3 protein-coding genes are annotated in these 22,746 nt (G+C 70.7%); all 3 read left to right on the top strand.

The window, feature by feature from the left end; translation table 11 throughout:
* The first annotated feature begins 6 nt into the window (after nt 1–6).
* Genes AC3EO4_RS38645 through AC3EO4_RS38635 form a run of 3 tightly spaced genes read left to right on the top strand, consistent with a single transcriptional unit; the run spans nt 7 to nt 22,741 of the window.
* Nucleotides 7–5,055 (top strand): amino acid adenylation domain-containing protein, encoded by a 5,049-nt coding sequence (locus tag AC3EO4_RS38645; protein ID WP_431900403.1) that lies wholly within the window; start codon nt 7–9, stop codon nt 5,053–5,055.
* Nucleotides 5,052–17,168: an amino acid adenylation domain-containing protein gene (locus AC3EO4_RS38640; RefSeq protein WP_431900402.1), complete on the top strand. Its 12,117-nt coding sequence runs from the start codon at nt 5,052–5,054 to the stop codon at nt 17,166–17,168. The genes AC3EO4_RS38645 and AC3EO4_RS38640 overlap by 4 nt, the downstream gene beginning before the upstream one ends.
* A complete protein-coding gene (locus tag AC3EO4_RS38635; RefSeq protein WP_431900400.1) occupies nt 17,165–22,741 on the top strand; it encodes an amino acid adenylation domain-containing protein in 5,577 nt (1,858 codons plus the stop codon). Before AC3EO4_RS38640 ends, AC3EO4_RS38635 begins: the two co-directional genes overlap by 4 nt.
* Nucleotides 22,742–22,746 lie beyond the last annotated feature (5 nt).

The raw sequence follows: 22,746 nt of genomic DNA, 5'->3' as shown, positions 1-22,746 counted from the left end.
AGCGGCATGTCACCTGCGGAATTGCGGCTGATGTTGGCCGCGTGGAATGACACGGGCCGGGACGGTCCGGCCGAACCATTGATCGAGTTGTTCGAGCGGCACGCCGCTGAGCATCCTGATGACCTCGCCGTGAGCGGGCCGGTCCAGATGGGCTACGGCGACCTCAATGCGCGGGCGAACCGCCTGGCGCGCCATCTGGTGTCGCTGGGCGTCGGCCCTGAGCAGGTGGTCGCCGTGCTGCTGCCGCACTCCGCGCAGAGCATTGTGGCGATGCTGGCGGTGCTGAAGTCCGGCGCCGCCTACCTGCCGATCGACACGGGCTACCCGCCGGGCCGTACGGCATTCATGCTCGACGACGCGAACCCGGTCGCCGTGCTGACCGCGTCAGACGTGGCGCGGCAGCTCGACATCGCGGCGCGCGCGGTGATGTTGGACCAGCCGGACACCGCGCGGGCGCTGGCCGCCTGCGCGGCGACGGACCTGTCCGACGCGGACAGGGCCGCCCCGGTGTCGCCCCGCCATCCCGCGCAGATCATCTACACCTCGGGTTCGACCGGCAGGCCGAAGGGGGTGGTGATCGAGCGCGGGTCCCTTGACGACCACCTACGCACCGCCCGCGAGCACCACCCGAGTCTGGGCGGCACCGCGCTGTGGCACACCTCGGTGGCCTACTCGCTGTCGGTGACGGCGCTGTTCGGGCCGCTGACGGCGGGCGGTTGCGTCCGGGTCGCCGAGGATCTGGTGGGCGCCACCGAGGTCGTCGACTGTACGTTCGTCAAGGCCACCCCGAGCCACCTGCCGCTGCTGGGCGCGTTGCCGCCCGGATCAGGGCCCAGTGCCGAACTGGTGCTGGGAGGTGAGGCGCTGCGCGGTGAAGTGCTGTCCCGCTGGCGGAAGGAACACCCCACGGTCACCGTGACCAACGGTTACGGGCCGACCGAGGTGACCATCCACTGCGCCGAGCTCCGGCTGGAGCCCGGCGCGCCTGACTCTTCAGGGGTGGTACGGCTGGGCCGTCTGTTGCCCAATTCGCAGGCCTATGTGCTGGACGGTCAACTCCGTCCCGTTGCCCCGGGCGCGGCGGGGGAACTGTACCTGGCGGGCAGCGGTCTGGCCCGTGGCTACCTCCGGCGGCCTGGCTACACTTCGACGCGATTCGTCGCCAACCCGTTCGACGGGCCGGGCAGCCGGATGTACAGGACCGGCGATGTGGCCAGGTGGACTGTCGATGGCGAGCTGGAGTTCGTCGGGCGCGCTGACGACCAGGTGCAGATCCGCGGCCACCGTGTCGAGCTCGGTGAGATCACCGCCGCGGTGCTGGCCCAGGACACGGTGGCTGAGGCCGTGGTGGTGGCTCGTGAGGACCGTCCGGGCGACGTGCGGATCGTGTGCTATGTGGTGCCCGCCGCACCTGGCCGCCAGGACCCCGTCGAGGTGCGAGCGTTGCGTGATCGGCTGCCCGAGTTCATGGTGCCGGCCGCGTTCGTGGTGCTCGACGCCCTGCCGCTGACCCGGCACGGCAAAATCGACCGGGCCGCGTTGCCGGAGCCCGAGGTCGCGCGGGCCACGGAGGGCCGGGCTCCCCGCACGGTGCGTGAGACTGTGCTGTGCGAGCTGTACGCGGATGTACTCGGCGTGCCGACCGTCAGCATCGACGACGACTTCTTCGCGCTGGGCGGGCATTCGCTGCTGGCCGTCCAGTTGGCGAGCCGGGTCCGCGCGGCGCTGGACGCCGGACTCACTCCGCGCACAGTGTTCGAGGCGCCGACCGTGGCCGCGCTGGCCGAACGGGTCGGCCCCGCGGACGGTGGCCTGCCGCCGCTGGTCCCGGCAGAGCGGCCGGAGCTGATTCCGCTCTCGCCCGCCCAGCGCAGGTTGTGGTTCCTGCAGCAGGTCGACGGGGTGAGCTCGACCTACAACGTCGTGTGGGCGGCGCGGATCACCGGCGAGCTGGACCACGGCGCGCTCGCCGATGCCATCGGCGATGTCATTGCCCGGCACGAGTCGCTGCGCACCGTGTTCCCAGAGCGGCACGGCGAGCCGTACCAGATGGTGCTGACCGCCGACAGGACCAAGCCTGAGATGCCGATCGTGGACGTCACGGAGGACCGGCTGGACGACGCCGTGGCGACGGCCGCCCGGCACGCCTTCGACCTGACCGCCGACGTCCCTCTGCGCCCGACGCTGTTCCGGCTGTCCGGCGGCGAGGCCTCTAGCGGGGAGACGTCATGTGACGAGGTGGCCTGTGACCAGCACGTGCTGCTGATCGTGACGCACCACATCGTCGCGGACGGCGGCTCGACCGTGCCGTTGGCGCGTGACCTGTCGGGGGCCTACCAGGCGCGGTGCGACGGCCACGCGCCGGACTGGCCACCGCTTCCCGTGCAGTACGCGGACTTCGCGCTGTGGCAACGCCAGACGCGGGACAAGGAGCGGATCGACGCCCAGGTGGAGCACTGGCGCCGGCGAATGGCTGGAGCGCCGGAGCTGCTGGAGCTGCCCACCGACCGGCCGCGGCCGATGGAGGCCAGTCACAGCGGTGGCCGCGTTCGCTTCCGTGTCGATCCCGCCACCCATCGCCAGCTGGTCGAGCTGGTCAGGGGCACGGGCACGACCGTGTTCATGGTGCTGCACGCCGCCCTCGCCGTGCTGCTGACGAGGATGGGCGCGGGCACCGACGTGCCGGTGGGTGTGGTCACCGCGGGCCGCGACGACGAGGCGCTGGAAGACCTGGTCGGCTTGTTCGTGAATACGCTGGTGCTGCGCACCGACACGTCGGGTGATCCCGGTTTCCGTGAGTTGCTGTCCCGGGTGCGCGAGGTCGACCTAGACGCGTACGACTACCAGGATGTGCCGTTCGAGCGGCTGGTAGAGGCGCTGAACCCGGTCAGGTCGCTGGCCCACAATCCGCTGTTCCAGGTGGTGCTGACCTACGAGAACGGGGTGGACGCGCAGCTCACCGCGCCGGGTCTGGCCAGCGAGACGTACTTCGTCAGCGCGGGCTCGGCCAAGTTCGACCTGTCCTTCTTCGTCTGGGAGGTCCGGGCCGGCCGGGGCGAGCCCGCCGGGATCGAGGGCTACCTCGACTACGCGACCGACCTGTTCGACAGGCCCACCGCAGAAACTCTGGCCGCCGGGCTGGTCCGGCTGCTGGACGGCGCGGCGGCCGAGCCGGATCTGCCGATCAGCGGGCTCGAACTGCTCTCCGCGGAGGAAGAGCGCGAGCTGCTGGTACTGGGCAACGAATCGGTCGTCCCGGTGGCGGACACGATGGTGCCCGATCTCTTCGCCGAGCAGGTGCGGCGGAATCCGGCCGCGACCGCCGTGGTGTGCGAGCAGGACCGGCTCAGCTACGCTGAGCTGGACGCCAGGTCCAACCAACTGGCCCGGGCACTGGTACGGCGCGGCGTCGGCCCCGAGCAGTTCGTCTGCGTGGCTCTGCCAAAATCGGTCGACCTCGTGGTGGCCATGCTGGCGGTGCTCAAGGCGGGCGCGGCCTACCTCGCGGTCGACCTGAGCTACCCGGCGGAGCGCATCGCGCTCATGATCGAGGACGCCGGCCCGGTGCTGGTGCTGGCCAACACCGAAGGCCGGTCCCGGTTGCCGGAGGGCGGCGACCACCTCGTGCTGGACGCCCCTGATACCCTCACCGCCCTCGAGCTCCTGCCCGCCCACGAGGTCACCGACGAGGAGCGGACTCACCCGCCGCACCCGCGCCATCCGGCGTTCGTGATCTACACCTCGGGCTCGACGGGCCGGCCGAAGGGCGTCGTGGTGGAGCACCACTCGCTCAACCTCTACCTGGCCTGGTCCCGGCACGTCTATCCGGGGGTGGACGGGCGCGCGCTCGTGCACTCCTCGGTGTCGTTCGACCTGACCGTCACCGGGCTGTACGCGCCACTGACCGCAGGCGGCACGGTGGACCTCATCGAGCTCGACACCGCGTCCACGGCCAGAACGGACCCGGCGCCACCCACGTTCGTCAAGGCCACGCCCAGCCACCTGCCGTTGCTGATCAACCTGCCCGCCGAGTACTCGCCGACCGGGCAACTCGTTCTCGGCGGGGAGCCGCTGCTCGGCGAGGTGCTCGACGAGTGGCGGGCCAAGCACCCGGAGGTGATCGTGTTCAACGAGTACGGTCCCACCGAGACGACGGTCGGGTGCATGGAGCGCCGCATCGAGCCGGGGCAGCGGATTCCAGCCGGGGTGATGAGCCTGGGCAAGCCGGCCTGGAACACCCAGATGTTCGTGCTGGACGCCGCCCTGCGTCCAGTGCCGTTCGGCGTGGCGGGCGAGATCTACATCGCCGGTGACCTGGTGACCCGTGGCTACCACGGCAGGACGGGACTGACCGCCACGCGATTCGTGGCCAACCCGTTCGGTCCGCCTGGCTCGCGGATGTACCGGTCCGGTGACCTCGGGCGGCGCCGCAGGGACGGCGAGTACGAGTTCCTGGCCCGGGTGGACGATCAGGTGAAGATCCGCGGCTTCCGTGTGGAGCTCGGTGAGATCGAGGCGGTCATCGGCCAGCACCCTGGGGTCGACCAGGTCGCGGTGATCGTGCGGGAGGACCAGCCGGGTGACAAACGCCTGGTTGCCTACGTCGTGGCGGACGGAGACCCAGAGGCGTTGCGCTCGCGGTGCGCGGAGTACCTACCCGAGTACATGGTGCCCGCGGCGTTCGTGCCGCTGGACACGCTGCCGCTCACGCCGAACAGAAAACTGGACAAACAGGCCCTGCCCGCGCCCGTCTACGAAGCGGACGCGCAAGGCCGGGCTCCCCGGTCGGCACGCGAGGAGATCCTCTGCGAGCTGTTCGCGGAGGCGCTGGGCGTCCCACGGGTCACCATCGACGACAACTTCTTCACGCTCGGCGGCCACTCGCTGCTCGCGGTCCGGCTGGTCAGCCGGATCCGCGCCACCTTCGGCGCCGAGCTGGCGCTGCGGTCCGTGTTCGAATCGGCAACCGTCGCGACCCTCGTCGGCCAGTTGGACGGCGCAGAGGCCGCTCGACCGGCACTGCGCCGGATGCCAAGGCCCGAGGAGGTCTCATGATCCCGCTCTCCTTCGCCCAGCAGCGGCTCTGGTTCCTGAGCAGGTTGGAGGGGCCGAGCTCGACCTACAACGTGCCGCTGGCGGTGCGGATGTCCGGCCTGCTGGACCGGGAGGCACTGCTGGCCGCGCTGGGCGACGTCGTCGCGCGGCACGAGTCATTGCGCACGATGTTCCCGGAACGGGACGGCGAGCCGTACCAGCGAGTCCTGGCCCTCGCCGACGCACCGGTGACCTTGCCGGTGGCCGAGGTCGCCGCGGACGGTTTGGACGCGGCCATCGCCGAGGCCGTCGCGGAGCCCTTCCACCTCGACGCGGGAGTCCCGCTGCGGAGCAGCCTGTTCGCGCTCGGCGTGGAAGAGCACGTGCTGCTGATCGTGACGCACCACATCATCGCCGACGGCTGGTCCACCCGGCCGCTACTGCGTGACCTGTCCACCGCCTATGCCGCCCGCTGCCGGCAGGAGAGCCCGGAGTGGAGCGAGCTGCCCGCCCAGTACGCGGACTACGCGCTGTGGCAGCGCGAGGTCCTGGGCTCGGAGGCCGATCCAGGCAGCATCATCAGCAGGCAACTGGCCCACTGGCGTACGGCCCTGCTGGGCGCGCCTGAACTGCTGGAGCTGCCCGCCGACCGGCCGCGTCCCGCCGCCGCTTCCTACCGCGGTGACAAGGTTCCGCTCCACCTGGACGGTGCGGTGCACCGCGCGGTGGTGCGGTTGGCCAAGGACACGGGAACCACCGTGTTCATGGTCGTCCAGGCGGCCCTCGCGGTGCTGCTGAGCCGGCTGGGCGCGGGCACCGACATCCCGATCGGAACCGCGGTCGCCGGCCGATCGGACGAGGCGGCGGAGGATCTGGTCGGGTTCTTCGTGAACACCCTGGTGCTGCGCACCGACACCTCGGCCGATCCCAGCTTCCGCGAGTTGCTGGCCCGGGTCCGCGTCGCCGACCTCGACGCCTACGCCAACCAGGATGTGCCGTTCGAACGGGTGGTCGAGGTGCTGAACCCGACCCGCACCCTCGCCGGCCACCCGCTGTTCCAGGTGATGCTGGTTCTGCAGAACGCCAGCTCCGACCGGGTCGATCTGCACGGGTTGCGCACCGAGGTCCTGCCGACCCCGGTGTCCGGAATCGCAAAGTTCGACCTGTCCTTCAGCGTGGAGGAGACGCTGACGGACAGCGGGGAACCGGCGGGCATCGAGGGCACGCTGGAGTACACCGAGGACCTGTTCGAGCGGGCCACCGCGCAGAACCTGGTGAACCGGTTGACGCTCCTGCTGGCCTCGGCCGCCGCCGAGCCTGACCGGGCCATCGGCGAATTCGACCTGCTCGACCCGGTGGAACGGCAGCGGGTTCTCGTCGGCTGGAACGGCGCGGAGACCACGGTCCACTCAGGCGACCTGGCCACCCTGTTCGAGCGGCAGGCGCGGCGTACCCCGCAGGCGCCCGCGCTGGCCTGTCACGACATCACCGTGACCTACACCGAACTCAACACCCGCGCGAACCGGTTAGCCCACCGGTTGGTCGAGCTCGGCGTCGGGCCAGAGGTCCCGGTCGGGGTGCTGATGGAGCGGAGCATCGACCTGGTGGTCGCCATGGTCGCGGTGGTCAAGGCCGGTGGCGCCTACGTGCCGCTGCACGCGAGCTATCCGCAGGCCAGGATCAGGTGGATGTTGCGGGAGACCGGAGCGCCTGTGCTGATCACCGACCGTGACCTGGAAGACCAGGAAGCCACCGTCGTGGTGCTGGAGGAGCAGCCACTCGACGACCTGCCCGACACGGACCTCGGCCTGCGGCTGAGCGGCGACCACCTCGCCTACGTCATGTACACCTCGGGCTCGACCGGTACTCCCAAGGGGGTGGCCGTCACCCACGCCGACGTGATCAAGCTGGCGAAGGACCGCGACCTGAGCAGCGAGGCCCATCGCCGGGTGCTCTTCCACTCCTCGCACGCCTTCGACGCCGCCACCTACGAGATCTGGGCGCCGTTGCTGGCGGGCCATGAGGTGATCGTGGCGCCCGAGGCCGACATCGACGTCAACGCGATGGCGTCCTTGTTCCTTGAGCACCAGGTCACGGCCGTGTTCCTGACCACGCCGCTGTTCACGCTGCTGGCCGAGGAAGCGCCTGAGTGCTTCGCGTCGCTCACCGAGGTCTGGTGCGGTGGCGAGGTCGTCTCCTCGTCGGCGATGCTGCGGGTCCTGCGGCACTGCCCGGCTACGCGGGTGCTGAACGTTTACGGCCCGACCGAGACCACCACATTCGCGACCCGTTTCGAGCTGGACGCGTCGATGCGGGACGAGAGCTCCGTGCCGATCGGCCGGGCCATGGACAACGTGCGGGGTTACGTGCTGGACGCGAACCTGCGCTTGGTCGTGCCCGGTGTGCCGGGAGAGCTGTACCTCGCGGGCCTCGGTGTGGCCCGTGGCTACGTCCGCAGGCAGGCCCTGACCGCGGAGCGCTTTGTCGCCGCGCCATACGGCAGGCCTGGCGAGCGGATGTACCGCACCGGTGACCTGGTGCGCTGGAACAGCGCCGGTCAGATGGAGTACCTGGGCCGGGCCGACCAGCAGGTCAAGATGCGGGGGTTCCGCATCGAACCGGGGGAGATCGAGGTGGCGCTGGTCGCTCACCCCGGCATCGCGCAGGCGACCGTCGTGGCCAGGGAGGACCGGCCCGGTGACCGGATGCTGGTGGCCTACCTGGTGGCCGCGGGCGACCGGATCCCGGACGTGGCCGAGGTGCGGCGGTACATCGCGCGGAGCCTGCCGGAGTACATGGTTCCCACGGCGATGGTGTTCCTGGACGCGTTGCCGCTGAACTCCAACGGAAAACTCGACCGCACCGCGCTGCCCGCACCGACGCTCGGCACCGGTACGGCAGGCCGTACCGACCAGAGCGCACGGGAGGAGATCCTGTGCGGCCTGTTCGCCGAGGTGCTGGGGCTGGACTCGGTGGGAGTCGATGACGGCTTCTTCGAGCTCGGCGGACACTCGCTCCTGGTCACCCGGCTGATCAGCCGGGTCAGGACGGTCATGGGTGTGGAACTGCGGGTGCGCGAGGTATTCGAGGCCCAGACGGTGGCGGGACTGGCAGCGCGCCTCGACGCCGCCGCCACACCCGTGCAGCCTCCGGTACGGCCGGCGCCACGCACCGACGTGGTGCCTCTGTCCTTCGCGCAACGGCGGCTGTGGTTCCTGCACCGGCTGGAGGGGCCGAGCCCGACCTACAACATCTCCTTCGGCCTGCGGCTGCGCGGCGTGCTGGGTCGCGACGCGCTGGCGGCGGCGCTGCGGGACGTGGTCGGACGCCACGAAGTCCTGCGCACGGTCTTCCCCGAGGTTGACGGCGTCGCCCGTCAGCAGGTGCTGGACCAGGCCTCCGCCGGTCTGGTGACCTCCGAGGTGAGCGCGGACGAGCTCGACGACGCGGTCGAACGCGCCGCCCGGTACCCGTTCGACCTGTCGACCGAAACCCCCCTGCGCGCCGAGCTGTTCATCGCGGGGCCGGAGGACGCCACGTTGGTGCTGGTTCTGCACCACATCGCCGCCGACGGTTCCTCGCTCAAACCCTTGGTGCGCGACCTGGCCACGGCGTACGAGGCGCGGTGCGCGGGGGAGGCGCCCGCGTGGGAGCCGCTGCCCGTGCAGTACGCCGACTACACGGTGTGGCAGCAGAGCCTGCTGGGTGACGGCGCCCAGGTGGACTTCTGGCGCACGGCGCTGGAGGGCATACCGGAACAACTGGACCTGCCGTACGACCGTCCCCGCCCGAGCGTGGCCTCCTACCGAGGTGACCACGTCGAGGTGGAGCTGTCGGCGGAGGTTCACCGTGCCGCGATCTCCCTGGCGCGATCGAGCAACGTCACCGTCTTCATGGTCCTGCACGCTGCCCTGGCCTCCCTGCTGACGCGGCTCGGCGCCGGCACGGATGTCCCGCTGGGCACGCCGGTCGCCGGACGTACCGATGACGCGCTGACCGACCTGGTCGGGTTCTTCGTGAACAGCCTGGTCCTGCGGACGGACACCTCGGGTGAGCCGACCTTCCGTGAACTGCTCGATCGGGTGCGAACCACCGACTTCGCCGCCTACGCGCACCAGGAGCTGCCGTTCGAGCGGCTGGTGGAGATCCTCAACCCCGCCCGCTCCGCGGCGCATCACCCGCTTTTCCAGGTCATGCTCGGATTCTTCGCCTATTCGAGCACGAACTTCGAATTACCCGGCCTGAACGTCACCACCTCGGACATCAACACCCGCACCGCCAAGTTCGACCTGTTCTTCCTGCTGAACGAGCAGCGAAACCCGGCGGGCGCTCCCGACGGCATCACCGGCGTGATCGAGTACAGCACCGACGTGTTCGACGAGGCGACGGTGGAGTGGCTCGGTGCCCGCTGGACCCGGTGGCTGGACGCGGTGCTGGCCGATCCCGACCGGCCGATCGGAGCGCACGACGTCCTGCTGCCCGTCGAACGCGACCGGTTGCTGACCTGGAACGACACGGCCGCCGAGATCCCACCCGCGACCACGCACGAGATGTTCGAAGCACAGGTCAGGCGCGATCCCGACGCGATCGCGCTCGCCTGTGACGAGGTGGAGCTGTCGTATGAGGAGCTGAACAGCCGGGCGAACCGGCTGGCTCGGGTGTTGATCGAGGAGGGTGTCGGACCCGAGTCGATCGTGGCCGTCCTGATGCCGCGGGCGCCCGAGTTGCTGGTCACGCTGCTGGCCGTACAGAAGGCCGGTGGAACGTATCTGCCGCTCGACCCCGGCTATCCGGCCGACCGCCTGGGCTACATCCTCGGCGACGCCGGGGCCGTCCTGACGGTCACCACCACCGGCGTGCTGCCTGATCTTCCTGGGACCCGTCTGGTGCTGGACGACCCGGAGACCATCGCACGGCTGGCCGGACAGGCGGACACCAACCTCGGCGACGGCGATCGTGTCCAGCCGTTGAGCGCCGGCCATCCGGCCTACGTGATCTACACCTCTGGATCGACCGGCGTGCCCAAGGGCGTCGTGATCACGCACGAGAACCTGACGAACTTCCTCACCGCGATGCGCGAGCAGTGCGCGGTGACCCCTCGCGACCGCTGGCTGGCAGTGACCACGGTCTCGTTCGACATCGCGGGGTTGGAGCTGTACATGCCGCTGATCCAGGGCGCCCAGGTGGTGCTCGCGCGGGAGAAGACGGTCCACGATCCGACGGCGCTGGCCGAGCTCGCCGCCGCCAGCGGCTGCACGATCATGCAGGCCACGCCGACGATGTGGCAGGTGTTGCTGAGCACCGGGACCAGCACCTTCCGTGACGTGCGGATGCTGGTCGGCGGAGAAGCCCTGCCCGCGGGGCTAGCCACGCGGATGCGCGAGCGTTCCGCCGTGGTCATCAACCAGTTCGGCCCGACGGAGACCACGATCTGGTCCACGACGGCCTCGGTGGCCGGCGACGACCGCGTGCCGCCGATCGGCCGTCCGATCGCCAACACCCAGATCCACGTCCTGGACGGCGAGCTGCGCCCGGTGCCCGTCGGCGTCGCGGGTGAGCTGTACATCGCCGGCGACGGTCTGGCCCGCGGCTACCACGGACAGGCCAGGCGCAGCGCGGAGCGTTTCGTCGCGAACCCCCACGGTGAGGCGGGCACGCGGATGTACCGCACCGGCGACGTGGCCAAGTGGAACAGGGACGGGGAGCTGGAGTTCCTCGGCCGCGTCGACCATCAGATCAAACTGCGTGGTTTCCGCGTGGAGCTCGGCGAGATCGAGAGCGTGCTGTCCCGGCATCCCGAGGTCGCGCAGTCCGCCGTCGTCGCACGCGAGAACGAGCAGTTGATCGCCTACGTCGCACCGCTGGCCCGGCCGGAGTCCGCTGATGACGCCGTGGAGCAGCAGCAGGTCGACGACTGGCAGCAGGTCTACGACTCCGCGTACGAGGAGGAAGCGAGGTCGGGCGAGTTCAGCGAGAGCTTCTCGGTGTGGCGGAGCAGCTACGACGACGCCCCCATCCCGCTTACCGAGATGCGGGTGTGGCGTGACACGACGGTGGAGCGAATCCGGGAACTGCGGCCACGGCGCGTCCTGGAGATCGGCGTGGGATCAGGTCTGCTGATGGCCCAGCTGGCTCCGGACAGCGAGGCCTACTGGGCCACGGACTTCTCCGACATCGCCGTGACGGCGTTGCAGGACATCGTCGCGGGGGATCAGGGGCTGGCCGACCGGGTCGTGCTGCGTACCCAGGCGGCCGACTGTTTCGACGGTCTGCCTGAGGAGTTCTTCGACACCATCGTCATCAACTCGGTGGTGCAGTACTTCCCGAACGTCGACTATCTCGAATCCGTGCTGCGGCAGGCGCTGAACCTGGTGGTACCGGGTGGCGCGGTGTTCGTGGGAGACGTGCGGAACCGTCGTCTGCACCGGTGTTTCCGCGCGGCCATCGAGGTGATCCGTCACCCCGGCGAGGACCCGGCGCAGCGGCGCAGAGCCGTGGCGCAGGCCGTCCGACGGGAGAAGGAACTGCTGATCGATCCGGAGTTCTTCCCAGCTCTCGGCCAGGCGGTGGAGATCGGCGTCAAGCGCGGTGCGGCCCAGAACGAGCTGAACCGCTACCGGTATGACGTCGTGTTGCGCAGAGACGCCGAGCCGGTCAGCGAGCCCAGAGAACTGCGGTGGGGCGCGGACGTGGCCGATCTCGCGGCGCTGGAAGCCCACCTGGCCGAGTTCGGCGGAGAGGCGGTCCGGGTGACCGGCATGCCCAACGCCCGCCTGGTGTCCGAACTGGCGGCGCAGTCGGCCGTGGACGGGGAGACACCGGCGTCTCCCGCGGAACCTGTCGACCCGGAGACGCTGTACGACCTGGGCGGCAGGAACGGACTCCGTACCGGAGTGTCCTGGACGTTCGACGCCGACGACGGCCGTCTCGACGCCGTTTTCACCCGGGACTCATCAACCGGCGCCGTCGGCATCGTGTACCCCGCCGCGGCGTCCACCCGGCCGCTGGCCGAGTATGGCAATGATCCGGCCAGGCCGTACGAGGCCGACGCGCTGGGCCGGTCACTGCGTGCCTACCTGCGGCACTGGCTGCCGGACTACATGGTCCCCGCCATGGTGACGGTGCTGGACGAGCTGCCGCTGACGAGCAACGGAAAGATCGACAGGAAGGCCCTGCCCGCGCCCGCGGTGGCCGCCTCGGCCGCGTTCCGAGGTCCGCGCTCCCTGCGGGAAGAGATCCTGTGCGGCCTGTTCGCCGAGGTGCTGGAGCTGGACTCGGTCGGCATCGACGACGGCTTCTTCGACCTCGGCGGGCACTCCATCCTGGCGATCAGGCTGGCCAGCAGGATCCGCACGGTGTTCGAGCGCGAGATGCCGGTGTGGGAGATCTTCGACGCGGGAACGGTCGCGCGCTTGGCGGCCAGGCTCGACGGCGCGGAGGCAGGTCGTGCCGCGCTGGTACCGGTCGAACGGCCGCGGTACGTGCCGCTGTCGTTCGCCCAGCGCCGTATGTGGTTCCTGTACAAGCTGGAAGGCCCGAGCCCGACCTACAACATGCCGATCGGGCTGCGGTTGTCGGGAGACCTGGACCGGGCGGCACTCGAAGCGGCGCTGACGGATGTCGTGCACCGGCACGAAGCGTTGCGCACGGTCTTCCCGGAACACGACGGCGTCCCGTACCAGAGCGTTCTCGACGTCAGCCACGCGCGTCCGCAGGTGTCGGTCACCGACGTCGAACCGGACGAACTGCCTGCCGCAGTGCGTGACGCGGCGGGCTACGGCTTCGACCTGGCCACCGAGATCCCGATCAAGGCGGTCCTGTTCGCGCAAGGCGAGACCGAGCACGTGATGCTGCTGCTCATCCACCACATCGCCGCGGACGGTCTGTCCCTGGGACCGCTGCGCCGGGATCTGGCCCGCGCCTACGCCGCAAGGCGAGCCGGTGCCGCACCGCAGTGGCCTGATCTGCCCGTGCAGTACATCGACTACACGCTGTGGCAGCGCGAGATTCTCGGCGCTGAGGATGATCCGCACAGCACCATCGGCAGGCAGATGGAGTTCTGGCGAGAAGCTCTCGCCGAGGTTCCCGAGCCGATCGTCCTGCCGGTCGACCGTCCCCATCCGGCGACGCCGACCCGCCGGGGCGATGAGGTGCGCTTCGTGGTGGACGCCGCGACCCATGCCGCCATGGTGGAGCTGGCGCGCGGCCACGACGTCACGATGTTCATGGTCGTGCAGGCCGCGATCGCCACCCTGCTCACCAAGCTGGGCGCCGGCACCGACATCCTGATCGGCACCTCGACCGCCGGCCGCGCGGATCCGGCGCTGGACGATCTCATCGGCTTCTTCGCCAACAACCTGGTGCTGCGCAACGACACCTCGGGCGATCCGACCTTCGGTGAGCTTCTGGCCCGGGTACGGCAGGCCAGCACGGCAGCCTACGCCCACCAGGAAGTGCCGTTCGACCGGCTCGTCGGCGCGTTCGCACCAAAACACTCGCTGGCCCAGCACCCGCTGTTCCAAATCACCATGTCCTACTCCAGCGGTACGGCCGGCCAGTGGGAACTGGACGGCCTGCGCGTCGCCAACGCCGATTTCGGCGCGGGCGCGGCAAAACTGGATCTCCATTTCGGCATGGCGGAGACCTTCACAGCGGAAGGTCGCCCCGCCGGCCTCGACGGCGTACTCGAGCTCGCGATGGACGTGTTCGACCGCGAATCGGTCGAACAGATCGCCGCCCAGTTGACGCGGCTGCTGTCCGATGTCGTCGCTGCCGCCGATCGCCCGTTGAGCGCGGTGCCCCTGCTACCCGGCCGAGACCGTCAGCGGTCGTCGGCGGATAACAACTGGATGGATGGAGCGGTATCGATGGCGACGATTCCGAACTTGTTCGCCCGGCAGGTCGCGCGGGACCCGGATGCGCCCGCGGTGGTGTTCGAGGACCAGACCGTGTCCTACGGTGAACTGGACGCGCGCGCCAACCGGCTGGCGCGCTACCTGGTGGGACGCGGGGTCGGCCCGGAACGACTGGTGGCGGTGGCCCTGCCGCGGTCGGTGGAGCTGATCGTGGCGTTGCTGGCGGTGCACAAGGCCGGTGGCGCCTACGTGCCGCTGGATCCCGGCTACCCGGCCGACCGGCTCGAGTTCATGGTCGCCGATTCCGCGGCCGTGTGCCTGGTGACGACGGGAGATCTGGCGGGCCGGCTGCCGGAGATCGGCGGGGGCACGCCGCCTGTGCTGGTCGACGACCCGATGGTGGCCAAGGCGGTGGCCGATCTCTCGGACGCGCCCGTCGTGGACGGCGAGCGGCTGTCGCCGCTGAGCCTGGACTCACCGGCGTGGGTGATCTACACGTCGGGGTCGACCGGCAGGCCCAAGGGCGTGGTGGTCACCCACCGCGGCATCGAGAACATGGTCGCGGGGCAGGGCGAGCGGCTCGCCATCGACCGCAGGAGCCGGATGCTGCAGTTCGCCGCGCTGAGCTTCGACGTGGCGGCCGGGGAGATCTTCGGGACCCTGCTGTGCGGCGCGTGCCTGGTGCTGGCGCGGGACGTGAGCCTGGCCGGGCTGCCCGACCTGGTGGCGCGGCAGCAGGTGACCCACATGATGATCCCGCCGGTGGCGCTGGGCGCGCTACCGGCGGACGCGCTGCCCACGGGCATGACGCTGGTGGTGGGTGGCGACGCGTCAGCACCGGAGCTGGTGGCGCGGTGGGCTCCAGGCCGGCGAATGATCAACGCGTACGGTCCGACCGAGGCGACGGTGTGCGTGACGGCGAGCGAGCCGTTGCCGGCGGACGCCGAGGAGGTACCGATCGGCAGGCCGATGGTCGGGGCCAGGGCGTGCGTGCTGGACGAGCGGCTGAATCCGGTGCTGCCGGGCGTCGTCGGCGAGCTGTACCTGGCAGGAGCGGGGCTGGCCCGCGGTTACCTGGGGCGTGCGGCGTTGACCGCGGAGCGGTTTGTCGCCTCCCCGTTCGGTCCGCCCGGTACGCGGCTCTACCGGACCGGTGACCTGGCGCGGTGGAACGCGTGGGGCGAGCTGGTGTTCGCCGGACGGGTGGACGACCAGGTGAAGGTGCGGGGATACCGCATCGAGCTGGGCGAGATCGAGGCGGTCCTGCTGCGGCACGCCGCGGTGAAGCAGGTCGTGGTGATCGTGCGTGAGGACCGGCCTGGCGATCGCAGGCTGGCGGCCTACGTGGTGCCCACCGGCGAGCCCGCTCCGGCGGATGAGCTGCGCGGGCATGTCGTCGGTCAGCTTCCCGAGTACATGGTGCCCTCGGCGTTCGTGACGCTGGACGCGCTGCCGGTGACCGCCAACGGCAAGTTGGACAGGGCCGGGCTGCCTGAGCCGGTCAACGAGGTCGCGCCGGAGGTGGCCGCGGGCCCGCGCGACGCGCGCGAGGGCATACTCTGCGGCCTGTTCGCCGAGGTGCTCGGCCTGTCCCACGTCAATCCCGACCAGGACTTCTTCACCCTCGGCGGGGACAGCATCATCTCCATCGAACTCGTCGCCGCCGCCCGCCGTACCGGCCTCGCCATGACGGTGCGTGACGTGTTCGAGCAGCGCACCGTCACCGCGCTCGCCACGGTGGCCACCTGGGCGGAGGCGCCGGTGGCCAGAGCGGACGACGAGGACGCCGGTGCCGAGTTCGGCCCCTTGCCGATCATGGGCTGGCTGCGCGAACTCGCCGGCCAGTACGACGGCTTCAACCAGTCCGTCGCGGTTCGCCTGCCGCGCGGCCTCCGGCGTGAGGACCTCGAAGCGGCGCTGCGCGCGGTGGTCGACCACCACGAGTCGTTGCGCCAGCGGCTCACCGTCGCGCAGGACGGCCAGTGGACGTTCACCATCCAGCCGGTCGGCGAGCCGGCGGTCGATGACCTGCTGACCCGGGTCGACCTCGCAGGGGCGACCGGCGAACAGATCGCGGAAACGACCTCGGCGCAGGCTCTGGCCGCACGCGACCGGCTGGCGCCGAGGGACGGCCTGCTGCTCCAGGCGGTGTGGTTCGACTACGGGCCCGACCAGGACGGGCGGCTGCTGCTCATCGTGCACCACCTGTCCACCGACGTGGTGTCCTGGCGGATCCTGCTGCCTGACCTGTCCCTGGCCTGGCGGCACGCGGCGGCGGGCAACACGCCGCTGCTGGATCCTGTGCCGACCCAGGCGCGTAGCTGGGCCAGGGGGCTGGCGGAGGAGTCCTACCGGCCGGAGCGGGTGGCCGAGCTCGACTTCTGGCAGGGGCTGCTGGCCGGAGATGAACCGCGGGTGGGCAAGCGGGCGCTCGATCCGGATGTGGACGTCGCGGACACCCTGTGCTATCTGTCCACCACGCTGCCGGTTGAGCACACCGAGCCGCTGCTGACCACGGTGCCCGCGGCCTTCAACGCCGGAATCAACGACGTGCTGCTCACCGGCCTGGCCCTGGCGATCAACAAGTGGCGTGACAGGCCGGGCGGCGCCGTACTGCTCGACCTGGAGGGCCACGGCCGCCAGGACGTGGTGCCCGGAGCCGACCTGTCACGCACGGTGGGCTGGTTCACCAGCATGTACCCGGTGCGGCTGGAGCCAGGACCGGCCGACTGGCAGGAGGCCAGCGCGGGCGGGCCCGCGATCGGCCGTGCGCTCAAGGCGGTCAAGGAGCAGCTACGCGTGATCCCCGGCCACGGCATCGGGTACGGCCTGCTGCGCTATCTGAACACGGAGACCGCGCCCGCACTCGCGGCCCTGCCCGCCCCGCAGTTGGGGTTCAACTACATCGGCCGGTTCGGTGTCGGCTCGGGTGATGCCTCAGGGGAGGATTGGGGCCAGGTCGACGACATCGCCAAACCCCCGGCTCTCGACGCCGCGCAAGCCGTACCCCACGTCCTGGAGATCAACGCGGCGGCGATCGACGGACCTGACGGGCCCAGCCTGTCGGTTACCTGGGCCTGGCCAGAAGCGCTGCTGGCCAAGCCGGACGTGGCCGAGCTCGCCGAGGCGTGGTTCGACGCGCTGCGGACCTTGGTACGGCATGCGGTGGACCCGAGCGCCGGCGGCCTCACACCGTCCGACCTGTCGATCGACCTCGCGCAGGCAGAGATCGACGAGCTGGAAGCAGAGCTGGAAGCTGAAGAGGGAGCGCTGGGGTGACCAAGCTTGAGGACATCCTGCCGCTCACGCCGCTGCAGGAGGGCATGTTCTTCCACGCCGCCTACGACGACGACGGGGTCGACGTCTACCAGGCGCAGGCCGTGCTCGCCCTGGCCGGGAGGCTGAATCCCGAGGTGCTCCGTGACGCCGCGGCGGCCCTGGTCCGCAGGTACCCTGTGCTGCGTTCCGGTTTCCGCCAGCGCAAGACGGGCGAGCCGATCCAGGTGATCTACCGCGAGGTCCCGCTCAACTGGTCCGAGATGGACCTGTCCGATCTCGAAGCTGAGGAGCGTGACCTAAGACTCAGCGAGCTGGTGGCCGCCGACTGGGTGGCCCGTTTCGACCTCGGGCGGCCGCCGCTGATGCGGTTCACCCTGGTCAAGCTCGCCGCTGACGAGTACCGGCTGGTGCTGACCAACCACCACATCCTGGTGGATGGCTGGTCCCTGGCCGTGCTGATCGACGACCTGTTCACGCTCTACGCCAGCGGCGGCGACCCCAGCGGGCTGCCGGCAATCACCCCCTACCGCAACTTCCTGACCTGGATGTCCACCCAGGACAGCGCGGCGTCGACGCAGGCGTGGCAGGTGGCGCTGGCCGGGGTGGACCGGCCGACGCTGGTGGCTCCTGACGCGGCGCTCGGCTCCGAACTGCCCGCGCAGCTCGACGTCCGGCCTGACCCTGAGGTGGGCGCGCGACTGCGTCAGCTCGTGCAGTCCACCGGCCTGACCGCGAACACCCTGGTGCAGGCGGCGTGGGCGAGTGTGCTCGCAGCCATCACCGGCCGCGACGACGTGGTGTTCGGCACGCTGGTGTCCGGCAGGCCGCCGGAGATCGACGGCGTGCGGAAGATGGTCGGAATGTTCATCAACACGGTCCCGGTGCGTGTCCGGCTGCGGCCCGAGGCGAGCGTCGCGGACAACCTGGCCAGGCTCGCCGACGAGCAGACCCGGCTGATCGCGCACCAGCACCTCCGGCTGACCGACGTCACCCGGCAGACCGGCCTGACCACCCTGTTCGACACGTTCGTGGTGTTCGAGAACTACCCGGTCGACACGTCCGCGCGGGAGATCGCGCCGGGCGTGCGGCTGACCGAGATCACCGGCGACGACGCCGCGCACTACCCGCTGCGTCTGGTGGTCAGGTTGACCGGCGAGCGCCTGCAGGTCGTGCTGGAGTACCGGCAGGACCTGCTCAACGAGGCCGCGGCGCGCTGGGTCGCCGACGCGTTCTCTGACGCGTTGCACTGCCTGATCCAGGCGGGGGAGCGTCCGCTGGGCCGGCCGGTCACCCTGGCCGATGCCGAGCGGGTCATCCTCTTCGGCGACCTGCTCGCCGGGCCCGCCCCCGCGCCGGCCGACGCCGCGGCGGTACCCGCGCGCCTGGTCAGGGATCCGCGAGAGGAGATCCTGTGCGGGCTGGCGGCCGATGTGCTGCGCCGTGACCGGGTCCTGCCTGACGAGAACTTCTTCGACATCGGCGGGCACTCGCTGAGCGCCATCCAGTTGCTCTCGCGTACGCGTGCCGTGTTCGGCGTTGAGCTGCCGGTCCGTAGTGTCTTCGAGGCTCCGACCATCGCCGCTCTGGTGGCGCGGCTGGACGACGCGGGCCTGGCCAGGCCAGCGCTGCGCCGTACGGCGAGGCCGGACCAGATCCCGCTGTCGTTCGCCCAGCAGCGTCTCTGGTTCGCCGCCCAGTTGGAGGGCCCCGGCGCCACCTACAACCTGCCGATGTCGATGCGGCTGACAGGAGAGCTCGACCGGGCGGCACTGGTGGCCGCGCTCGTCGACGTGGTGGGCAGGCACGAGAGCCTGCGCACGCTGTTCGTCGAGGTGGACGGCATGCCGTACCAGCAGGTGCTGCCGCCGGCGCAGGCGCGCCCGGTGGTCGAGTACGCCGAGGTGGCGGCCGACGAGCTGGACGACGCGATGCTGCGGGCGGCGACCACCACGTTCGACCTGGCCACCGAGTTGCCGGTGCGTGCCTGGTTGTTCGCCACCGGCCCGCAGGAGCACGTGCTGCTGATGCTGACCCACCACATCGTCAGCGACGGCTGGTCCGCCGCGCCGCTGGGCCGTGACCTGGCCGCCGCGTACACCGCGCGTCGCGCGGGGCGACGTCCTGACTGGCAGGACCTGCCGGTGCAGTATGCGGATTACACGCAGTGGCAGCGGGAACTGCTGGGCGCTGAGTCGGATCCGCGCAGCCTGGTCAGCACCCAACTGGAGTTCTGGCGGCACAACCTGGCCGGTCTGCCCAGCCAGCTCCAACTGCCGACCGACCGGCCACGCCCCGCGACGTCGAGCCACCGGGGCGACGTGGTGTCCTTCGAGATGGACGCCGCCGCGCACCGCGGGCTGGCCGACCTCGCGCGCGCCACCCAGTCCAGCATGTTCATGGTGGTGCACGCGGCGACCGCCGCCTTGCTCACCTGGCTGGGCGCGGGCACCGACGTCCGGCTGTGCACCGTGGTCGCCGGCCGCAACGACCAGGTGCTCGAGGACCTGGTCGGGTTCTTCGTGAACACGTTGGTGCTGCGCACGGACACCTCGGGCGAGCCCAGCTTCCGCGACCTGGTCGGCCGGGTACGCAAGGCCGACCTGGCGGCGTTCGCCCACCAGGACGTGCCGTTCCAGCGGGTGGTGGCGATGGCCAAACCGGCGCGCTCCACCGAGCAGCACTCGCTGTTCCAGGTGATGCTGGTGTTCCAGAACAACGCGGGGCCGACCCTGAACATGCCAGGGCTGAAGGTGGCGGCCGAGGACGTCAGCATCGGCGCCTCCCGCATCGACCTGTCCTTCAGCGTGGCGGAGCGGTTCGCGGACGGGGCGCCGAGCGGGATCAGGGGCACGCTGGACTACGCGATGGACCTGTTCGACGCCGATACCGCGCAGGCCATCGCGGACCGGCTGGCGCGGCTGCTGGCGCAGGTCGCCGACGACCCCGACCTCCGCCTCGGCGCGCTCGACCTGCTGTCGGCGACGGAGCGCGGCCAGTTGGTGCCCGCGGGCGAAGCCGTCGAGGCCGAGCCGCAGGCCACCCTGCCGGCCCTGTTCACCGCCCAGGCCGAGAAGACCCCGGACCGCCCGGCGGTCGAGGCAGGGGGAGTGGCAGTCAGCTACGCCGAGCTGGACGCGCGCGCCAACCGGCTGGCGCACCACCTGATCGGCCTGGGTGTCGGTCCTGAACAGGTGGTCGCGCTGGCCCTGCGCCGCTCCGTCGAATTCGTGGTGGCCGTCCTGGCCGTCACCAAGGCCGGGGCCGCGTACGCGCCGATCGACCTGGACGATCCCGCCACGCGCTCCGACTACCTGCTCGCCGACCTCGCTCCCACCGTGGTGCTGACCAACCGGTCCGCCGGGCTGTCCCACGGCGGCGCCAAGGTCGTCGAGCTGGACGACCTCGACCTGACTGGACTGCCCGTCACAGAGCCTACCGACGCGGATCGAACCGCGCCGCTGAGTCCTGCCCATCCCGCCTACGTCATCTACATGTCAGGCACCGCCGGGAGCCCCCGCGGTGTTGTGGTCACCCACGCGGGACTGTCAGGTCTCGCCGCCAACCAGCGCGAGCACTACCGGATCACCCCCGAGTCCAGGGTGCTCCCGTTCGTCTCGCCCGGCTTCGACGTGTCCATCGCCGAACTGACGCTCGCACTGCTCTCCGGCGCCTGCCTGGTGGTGACGCCGCACCAGTTGGCCGGCGCGGACCTGGCCAGCGAGCTGAACCGGCTGCGCATCACCCACGCGCAGGTGCCGCCATCGGTGATGCTCGGCGTGCCCACGGTGCCGCTGCCACACCTGCGTGCCTGGATCACCGGCGCGGAGCCGTGCCCGGACAAGCTGATCGACCACTGGGCGCAGGACCGGTTGGTGGTCAACGCGTACGGCCCGGCCGAGACGACCGTCGACGCGACCTTCGCTCGGTGCGAGCCAGGCGACAGGACCACGGGCATCGGCAGGCCGATCCACGGCGTACGGACCTACGTGCTGGACGCGGCGATGCGGCCCGTACCGCCAGGGGTGACCGGCGAGCTGTACGTCGCGGGCGCCGGTCTGGCACGCGGCTATCACGGCAGGCCCGCGCTGACCGCGGAACGCTTCGTGGCCAGCCCCTTCGGCCCGCCGGGTGGACGGCTGTACCGCACGGGGGATCTCGCCCGATGGCGGCGCGCGGCCCAGGGGTGGCGGCTTGACCTGGCCGGGCACGCGGACAACCAGCTCAGGATCCGTGGTTTCCGTGTGGAGGTCGGCGAGGTCGAGGTGGCCCTGCGCGGACACGAGCGAGTCGCCGCCGCGGCGGCCGTGGTGCGCGGTGACCGGCATGGCGACCGGCGGCTGGTCGCCTACGTGGTGCCGTCCGGCGAGCCGGTCTCCACCGGCGAACTGCGTGGCTACCTCGCGGGACAGCTCCCTGAGTACATGGTGCCCTCGGTGTTCGTGACGCTGGACGCGCTGCCGGTGACCCCCGGCGGAAAGCTGGACCCGGCCCGGCTGCCCGCCCCGCCGCCGGAAGCGCGGTGGCGCCGCCAGGCGCCGAAGACCCTGCGGGAGTACGTGCTGTGCCGGCTGTTCGCCGAGGCGCTCGGTGCGCCGGAGACGGCGCCGGAGGATGACTTCTTCGAGCTGGGAGGAGATCCCCAGACGTGCGCCAAGCTGGCCGCGCGGATCCGGTCGGTGCTGGGCGTGGACCTGAGCGTCCGCGCGCTGTCCGACGCGCCGACCCCGGCCGGCGTCGACGCGCTCCTGGATGACGCGGGCAGCGCACTGGACCCGTTCGCCAGGGTGTTGCCGCTGCGCGCCGAAGGCGACCTGCCGCCGGTGTTCTGCCTGCCCCAGAACACCGGGATGAGCTGGCGGTACGTCAACCTGCTGAGCGCGCTCGACCCTCGGGTTCCCGTCTACGCGATCCAGTCGAAGGGACTCACAGGAGACGGGCCGCTGCCGACCGATATCGCCGAGATCGCCGCCGAACTCGCCGACGTCATCCGCGGCGTCCGGCCGGAGGGCCCCTACCATCTGCTCGGCTGGTCGTTCGGCGGCAACCTCGTGCAGCCGGTCGCCGTGCAGTTGCGGAAGGCCGGCCAGCAGGTCGGCCTGGTCGGGATCATGGACTCGTACCCGTCGGACGACCCGGAGTCCAGGGTTCCGCCCGAGGACCTCCCCATGATGACCGCCATGGTGGCCGGCTATGCCAAGTTCTACGACGGCATCGACGATGTGGAGATGGCCACCGACCCCGCCGCCCTGCGTGAGCAGTGCCTGAGCTACCTCGGCAGGGGAACCAGCGAGCTGCGCTTCCTGACCGTCGCGCGGCGATCCCGGATCTTGGACGTCATGCTCAGCAACGTGCAGGCCCTGCTGCGCGACGAGGAGCCGGACCGTTACCCCGGCGACGTGCTGCTGATCGCCGCGCTGCGGGATCGTCAGCCCTGGATGACGCCGGAGAGCTGGAAGTCCCGCGTGGACGGGGAGATCCAGGTGGTCGAGGTGGACTGCCGGCACCACGAACTGATAGACCCCGGCCCGGTGGCCGAGGTCTGCGGGGCGCTGGCCCCGATCCTGGAGCGATGACCAGG

It is taken from the genome of Nonomuraea sp. bgisy101 (genome assembly GCF_057708945.1).
Note: the sequence above shows the minus strand (reverse complement) of the source record. Positions and strands in the feature narration are given on the sequence as shown.